This is a genomic window from Mycobacterium sp. 1245852.3 (assembly GCF_001669335.1).
GTDB lineage: Bacteria > Actinomycetota > Actinomycetes > Mycobacteriales > Mycobacteriaceae > Mycobacterium > Mycobacterium europaeum_A.
This window is the reverse complement of the sequence record NZ_LZLL01000339.1, coordinates 1-4,942: the sequence shown is the minus strand read 5'-3', so window position 1 is coordinate 4,942 and position 4,942 is coordinate 1. Positions and strand designations below refer to the sequence as shown.

Sequence of the window (4,942 nt, the reverse complement as noted above, 5' to 3'; positions counted from 1 at the left end):
CGCGGGCCGACCCTTGCCGTCCCGCCGTCGGTAAGCCTAGACTTACGGTTCGTGGTCACTTACCAAACGGGTGACGTCTGGCTGGCGCTGGCGGATGGGACGCGGCGGGCCATCGTGGAGCGTCTTGCCCACGGCCCGTCGGCGGTCGGCGAATTGGCCCGCGACCTGCCGGTCAGCAGACCGGCGGTGTCCCAGCATCTCAAGGTGCTCAAGTCCGCCGGGCTGGTGCGCGACCGCGCCGCTGGCACCCGTCGCGTCTATCAGCTCGATCCGGCCGGCCTGCAGGCGCTGCGCGCCGATCTCGACCGGTTCTGGACACAGGCGCTGGCCGGCTACGCGCAGACCATCGACGAGATGAACGAGGGAGCACCATGACCCAGCGGATTGGAAACGTCAACCACCACATCGTCGTCAACGCCCCCATCGAGCGCGCGTTCGCCGTCTTCACCGAGCAGTTCGGCGCGTTCAAGCCGCGCGAGCACAACCTGTTGGCGGTCCCGATCGCCGAGACGGTGTTCGAACCCCAAGTGGGCGGCCATATTTACGACCGAGGCGTCGACGGCAGCGTGTGCCGATGGGCGCGGATCCTGGTCTACGAGCCGCCACACCGCGTGGTGTTCAGCTGGGACATCGGTCCGACATGGCAGCTGGAAACCGACCCGGCCAAGACGAGCGAGGTCGACGTCCGCTTCACCGCCGAGTCCGGTGAACGCACCCGGGTCGACCTCGTACACCGCCACCTGGACCGGCACGGGCCGGGCTGGGAGTCCGTCGCCGACGGCGTCGACGGCGACGCGGGTTGGCCGTTGTACCTCGGCCGGTACCGGGAGTTGATCGTCGGCGGTGATCCGCGATGAGCGCCGACCTGATGACCATGGCCCGCGCCGAGCGGGCCGACCTCGCCGAATTCCTGGCCACCCTGGCGCCGCAAGACTGGCAGGCGCCCACCCTGTGCACCCGCTGGAGCGTCAAAGACGTTGTCGCGCATGTGATCAGCTACGAGGAGCTGGGCGCGCTGGGGTTGCTGAAACGGTTCGCCAAGGGCGCGATCGTGCGGGCGAACCAGGTGGGTGTCGACGAATTCGCGGCCCTGACCCCGCAACAGCTGCTGGAATTCCTGCGCGGCCACCTCCAACCGCGGGGACTGACCGCGGGTTTCGGCGGGATGATCGCGCTCGTCGACGGCACCATCCATCACCAGGACATCCGCCGCGCGCTCGACCGGCCGCGGCAGGTGCCGCCCGATCGGCTCGAGCGGATCCTTCCGCTGGTGCCCGGCAATCCCCGGCTCGGCGCCGGACGCAGGATCCGGGGCCTGCGCCTGCGCGCCACCGACGTCGAGTGGACGCACGGCGACGGGCCCGAGGTGACCGGCCCCGGCGAGGCGCTCCTGCTGGCCATGACCGGGCGTCCGGCCGCCCTGGCCGACCTGGACGGTCCGGGGCTGGCCACGCTGGCGGACCGCGTCCGCGGATAGCGTCCCCGGTGCCCGCGCGGCCCCGCGTCCTCATCGGACAAAGCAGCGTCGCTTACGATCGAGCCTCGTGCCCCACGACGGTAAAGAGCGATCGCAGCGGATCCCCCGGTCGGTGGCCGCCATCGCGGGAATCGTGGGCCTGCTGCTGTGCCTGTCCGTCCCGCTGCTTCCGGTGCGGCAGACCACCGCAACGGTCCTGTGGCCCCAGGGCAGCACGGACGGGCACGTCAGCCAGATCACCGCGCCGCTGGTGTCCGGGGCGCCCCGCGCGCTGGACATCTCCATTCCCTGCCCGGACATCGCCACCCTGCCCGCCGGTGGCGGCCTGGTCGTCGCGACGCTGCCGCCGGGTGGCATGGACGCCGGGAAGAACGGGCTGTTCGTGCGGGCGAACACGGACGTCGTCGTCGTCGCGTTCCGCGACACCGTGGCCGCGGTCGCGCAACGCTCGGCCGTCGCCGCCGGCGGCTGCAGCGTGCTGCACGTCTGGGCCGACGCCGGCGCGACCGGCGCGGACTTCGTCGGCATACCGGGCGCCTCGGGGATCCTGTCGCCCGAAAAGAAACCCCAGGTGGGCGGCGTCTTCACCGACATGAAGGTGCCCGCGGGGCCGGGTCTGTCGGCCCGCATCGACATCGACACCCGCTTCATCACCGCGCCCACCGTCCTCAAGGAAATCGTGATGGCCCTGGGCGCCCTGGCGGTGCTGACGGCCATCATCGCGCTCGCGGTGCTGGACCGCCGCAGCCGGGGCGGCAGCACCCTGCTCAACTGGCGCTCCCCGATCGCCTGGCTCTCCCGGTATCGCCCCGGCACGCACCTTGCCAACTGGCGGCGGGTGGGCATCGCGACGTGGATCGCCGACGCCGGGGTCATCGCCACGCTGCTGTTGTGGCACATCATCGGCGCCACGTCGTCGGACGACGGCTACAACCTGGCCATCGCGCGGGTCGCCCCCGGCGCCGGTTACATCGCCGACTACTACCGCTACTTCGGCACCACCGACGCTCCCTTCGACTGGTACCTGAGCCTGCTGGCCAAGATGGCCTCCGTCAGCACGGCCGGCGTGTGGATGCGACTGCCCGCCACGCTGGCCGCGATCGGCTGCTGGCTGATCATCAGCCACTGGGTGCTGCGCCGGCTCGGACCCGGCCGCGGCGGCCTGGCGGCCAACCGGGTGGCGGTGTTCACCGCGGGCGCGGTGTTCGTGGCGGCGTGGCTGCCGTTCAACAACGGACTGCGGCCCGAACCGCTGATCGCCCTCGGCGTGCTGGTCACCTGGATGCTGGTGGAACGGGCAATCGCGCTGCGTCGGTTGGCCCCGGCGGCGGTGGCCATCATCGTGGCGCTGCTGAGCGCGACGCTGGCACCGCAGGGCCTGATCGCCGTCGCCGCGCTGCTGACCGGGGCGCGCGCCGTCGCCCAGACGATCCGGCGCCGCCGGCAAAGCGACGGCCTGCTCGCACCGCTGGCCGTGCTGGCGGCCTCGGCGTCGCTGGTCCTCGTGGTGGTCTTCCGCAGTCAGACGCTGGCCACGGTCGGGGAATCGGCCCGCATCAAGTACAAGGTCGGCCCGACCATCGCCTGGTACCAGGATTGGCTGCGCTACTACTTCCTCACGGTGGAATCGAACCCCGACGGGTCGATGGCCCGGCGATTCGCGGTGCTGGTGCTGCTGCTGTGCATGTTCGGCATGCTGGTCACCCTGCTGCGCCGCGGCCGGATTCCGGGCGTGGCCACCGGGCCGGCCTGGCGGTTGATCGGCACATGCGCCTTCGGCCTGCTGTTGCTGACGTTCACCCCGACGAAGTGGGCGGTCCAGTTCGGTGCGTTCGCCGGGCTGGCCGGGGCGCTGGGCGCGGTGACCGCGTTCGCCCTGGCCCGGATCGGCCTGCACAACCGCCGCAACCTGACCCTGTACGTCACCGCCCTGCTGTTCGTGCTGGCGGTGGCGACCTCCGGCATCAACGGCTGGTTCTACGTCGGCAACTACGGGGTGCCGTGGTACGACATCCAGCCGGTCGTGGCCAGCCACCCGGTGACGTCGATGTTTTTGGCGCTGTCGATCGCGACCGGCCTGCTGGCCGCCTGGCAGCACTTCCGGATGGACTACGCCGGGCACACCGAGGTCAAGGACAACCGGCGCAACCGGGTGCTGGCGTCGACGCCGCTGCTGGTGGTCGCAACCATCATGGTCGTCGGCGAAGTCGCGTCGCTGACCAAGGGCGCGGTGTTCCGCTATCCGCTCTACACCACCGGCAAGGCGAACCTCGCCGCGATCAGCTCGGGGCTGTCGAAGACCAGCTGCGCCATGGCCGACGACGTGCTGGCCGAGCCCGACCCCAACGCCGGCATGCTGCAGCCGGCGCCCGGGCAGACGTTCGGGCCGGACGGCCCGCTGGGCGGTGTCAACCCGGTCGGCTTCAAACCCGACGGCGTGGGCGACGACCTGAGGTCGTACCCGGTGGTCACCAAGCCGGGCGTGGTGAATTCCACCGGCTCACCCAACAAACCCAATGCCACCATGACCGACTCCGCGGGCACGGCCGGCGGGAAAGGACCGGTCGGGGTGAACGGCTCGCATGCCGCGCTGCCCTTCGGACTGGACCCGGCCCGCACCCCGGTAATGGGCAGCTACGGCGAGAACTCGCTGGCCGCCACCGCGACCTCGGCCTGGTACCAGCTGCCGCCGCGTAGCCCGGACCGGCCGATCGTGGTGGTGACGGCTGCCGGTGCCATCTGGTCGTACAAGGAGGACGGCACCTTCACCTATGGGCAGCAGCTCAAACTGCAGTGGGGCGTCTCCCGTCCCGACGGCACCACCCAGCCGCTGGCACAGGTGTATCCGATCGACATCGGGCCGGAGCCGGCGTGGCGCAACCTGCGGTTCCCGCTCACCTGGGCGCCACCGGAGGCCAACGTGGCCCGTATCGTCGCCTACGACCCCAACCTGAGCTCGGACCAGTGGTTCGCGATCACGCCGCCGCGCGTCCCGGTGCTGCAGACCCTGCAGCAGTTGATGGGGTCGCAGACCCCCGTGCTGATGGACATCGCCACGGCTGCGAACTTCCCGTGCCAGCGGCCGTTCTCCGAACACCTTGGCGTTGCCGAACTACCGGCATACCGCATCCTGCCCGACCACAAGCAGACGGCGGCGTCGTCGAACGGGTGGGAGGCCAGCGAGGACGGGGGTCCGTTCCTGATCACTCAGTCGATGCTTCGTACCTCGACGATCGCGACGTACCTGCGGGGTGACTGGCATCGCGACTGGGGATCCGTGGAGCAGTACTTCCGGTTGGTGCCGGCTGATCAGGCGCCGGACGCCACAATCGAACAGGGTGTGATGACAGTGCACGGGTGGAGCCGGCAGGGACCGATTCGGGCGCTGCCATGAGCGATCGCAAGGGCGGCGAAGCCGGGCGCCGGGGGCACCTCCCGCTTGCGGGGGACGGGTCGCGAACCGAC

At 70.7% G+C, this 4,942-nt stretch carries 4 protein-coding genes; all 4 read left to right on the top strand.

The features are described from left to right. The first annotated feature begins 51 nt into the window (after positions 1–51). The 4 genes from A9W96_RS15280 (at position 52) to A9W96_RS15265 (ending at position 4,871) form a co-directional block, all read left to right on the top strand. Complete coding sequence (locus A9W96_RS15280; RefSeq protein ID WP_067140912.1) at positions 52–375, top strand: helix-turn-helix transcriptional regulator; 324 nt, start codon at positions 52–54, stop codon at positions 373–375. Continuing rightward, a complete protein-coding gene (locus A9W96_RS15275) occupies positions 372–857 on the top strand; it encodes an SRPBCC family protein (protein WP_067140909.1) in 486 nt (161 codons plus the stop codon). The genes A9W96_RS15280 and A9W96_RS15275 overlap by 4 nt, the downstream gene beginning before the upstream one ends. Beyond that, positions 854–1,477 (top strand): maleylpyruvate isomerase family mycothiol-dependent enzyme, encoded by a 624-nt coding sequence (locus tag A9W96_RS15270; RefSeq protein ID WP_067140907.1) that lies wholly within the window; start codon positions 854–856, stop codon positions 1,475–1,477. Before A9W96_RS15275 ends, A9W96_RS15270 begins: the two co-directional genes overlap by 4 nt. A 67-nt stretch (positions 1,478–1,544) precedes the next feature. Beyond that, positions 1,545–4,871, top strand: coding sequence for an arabinosyltransferase domain-containing protein (locus A9W96_RS15265; RefSeq protein ID WP_067140904.1), 3,327 nt, complete (start codon positions 1,545–1,547; stop codon positions 4,869–4,871). Positions 4,872–4,942: the final 71 nt, after the last annotated feature.

Coding starts and splice junctions, on each gene's coding strand:
- A9W96_RS15275 (WP_067140909.1), top strand. CDS start 372: ATGACCCAGCGGATTGGAAACGTCAACCACCACATCGTCGTCAACGCC.
- A9W96_RS15270 (WP_067140907.1), top strand. CDS start 854: ATGAGCGCCGACCTGATGACCATGGCCCGCGCCGAGCGGGCCGACCTC.